Source organism: Kitasatospora sp. MBT63, from assembly GCF_000710465.2.
In the GTDB taxonomy this organism is placed as follows: Bacteria; Actinomycetota; Actinomycetes; order Streptomycetales; family Streptomycetaceae; genus Kitasatospora.
In genome coordinates, this window is sequence record NZ_JAIZ01000396.1 from 1 (window position 1) to 2,047 (window position 2,047).

Genomic DNA, 2,047 nt, shown 5'->3' on the forward strand with positions numbered 1-2,047 from the left:
GCCGCGTACGTCTGCTGGTAGCTCTGGTGGTGCGATCCGGCGGAGGTACGCGGGGCGAGCGGCTCGTCCCGGTAGCCGTCGAGGCCGTCGTCCGGGACGGCCGACCCGCCGCCCGCGGCCGCGGTGACCGTCAGCCCCCCGGCGGCCGCGGCGGTGACCGTCAGCGGGCCGGTACCGGACAGCGGGCCGCCGAGCGGGCCGGTGTCGGCGGTCAGCAGCGGCCGGCCGAGCGGGACGGCGCGGCCGTCGGCGCCCGGCAGCGGGCGGCCGTCCTTCCCGAGCCGCGGGTCCTGGTCGGCGCCCGGCCCGCCGGGGAGTTCGCCGTCCGGTCCGACGTCGACGGGCCTGCCGTCCGGTCCCAGCTCGACCGGCTTGCCGTCGGGCCCGGTCAGCAGGTGGCCGTGCCGGTCGGTGGCCAGGTCGCCCACCGGGTGGCCGTCGGGGCCGGTCACCACGGGCTTGCCGGCGGCGTCCAGCAGCGGGTTCCCGTCCCGGTCGACGGCCAGGGTCAGCCCGCTGGCGCCCAGGTGACCGTCGGCGGCCACGGTCAGCGGACGTCCCTCGGAGTCGGTCAGCGGGCGGCCGTCCGCACCGGTGGCCAGGCCGGTGACGGGCTGCCCGTCGGCGCCCAGCAGCACCGGCCGGCCGTCCTCGCCGAGGACCGGGCGGCCCTGCTCGTCCGTCGCCACCGAGACGCCCTCGACGCCGGTGACCCGCTTGCCCTCGGAGTCGAGCAGCACCGGGTTGCCGGCCCGGTCGGTGAGCACCCGGCCGTCGGCGTCGACCGCCGCGGACAGTCCGCGCACCCCCGCGACCGCGGCGGCGCCGCCGACCGCACCCCCGGCGGCCTTGCCGAGCGGCCCGGTGAACTGGCCCGACTCGCGGGCCGCGCTGTGCTCCCTGGCCTCACCGTGCAGACCGCGGCCGTCGGCCTGGGCGATCCGCTCCAGCGCGGTGACGGCCGGTTCCTCGACCGCGGCCCGGACGGCGTCGCGCAGTTGGCGGCCGAGCTCCTCCAGCAGTCCGGCGACCCGCCGGGTCGCCGACTCCACCGCCGCGTCCTCGCCCGCCTCGGCGAGCGCGCCCTTGACCGCGCCGACCAACTTGCCGACCATGCCTTCGAGTCCGGGACCGGCCTGCTCGACGGTGGCGGCGGCCTTCGCCTCGGCGGCGTCGGCCCGCTGGATCTGCTCGGCCAGCTCGGTCAGCACCGTGATCAGCTCGGCCTTGCAGTGCTCGGCCGCGCCGGCCGCCTTGTCGAGCGCCCCGGCCATCGCCTCGGCGGCGGTGTGCGCGTCGTCCAGGTGGCCGCGGCCTCCGCCGCTGAAACCACGCCAGTGCTCGGCGAACGCGTCCACCGCGGCGCCCTCGTTCTCCCCGGTGACCCGGTGCGCGGAGTCGGCGCCGCGGCGGCCGAGCCGCTCGGACTCCACGCCGAACTCCCGCCACAGGCCCGCCGCCCGGCGCAGCCCGTCCTCGTCGGCCTCGGGCCACTGGTGGCCGGTCCTCGCCAGCGCCGGGGCGAGTTCCTCCGGAAGCTTCCTGGACACGCGTGCGTCCCCCTCTGCGGTCGTGTCTCTACGGGTCGTCGGTGGCCCGGCTGTTCAGGCTCAGACCGGGTGCGGCCCGGCCGTGGTTCCCGGCCGGCTGAAGTCCGCCCGGACGCCGGCCTCGTTGCGGTCCGCGTTGTCGGCCATCGCGTGCAGCCCGCCGCCGACCGCGCCGAGCCGCTCGGCGAGCCCCTGCAGCCCGGCCAGCACGCCCTCGCGCGCCTCGCCGTACGCCGTGCCGAACCCGCTGCCCGGCCCGTCCTGGCCCCACGGGGTGCCGAGTCCGGCCAGCCCGTCCTCCAGCTCGGCCGCGGCCCGCCCGAACTCGGCCGAGATCGACTCGAACTCCCGCCCCTCGCCGTGGACTTCCCACGGCTTGATCACTACCCTGTCCGCCATCCGACCGTCTCCCCCGTCCCCGCTGGCGCGTCGTCGCCGTTCCCCCGGCGGCCGCCATCCTAGTAGGGCTTGGTCAGGTCGGCGCGGTGTTGGCGTGT

At 78.2% G+C, this 2,047-nt stretch carries 1 protein-coding gene and 1 pseudogene; both read right to left on the reverse strand.

Features of this window, described 5'->3' with window-relative positions:
* Positions 1-1,550: pseudogene (locus AA75_RS22695) on the reverse strand (hypothetical protein); the annotation flags it as partial.
* A 60-nt stretch (positions 1,551-1,610) separates the two neighbouring features.
* Entirely contained in the window at positions 1,611-1,949 is a 339-nt protein-coding gene (locus AA75_RS22700) for a hypothetical protein (RefSeq protein WP_149038313.1), read from the reverse strand.
* Positions 1,950-2,047: the final 98 nt, after the last annotated feature.

Excerpts from the sequence above, each read along its gene's own strand:
- AA75_RS22700 (WP_149038313.1), bottom strand. The coding sequence starts at position 1,949 with ATGGCGGACAGGGTAGTGATCAAGCCGTGGGAAGTCCACGGCGAGGGG.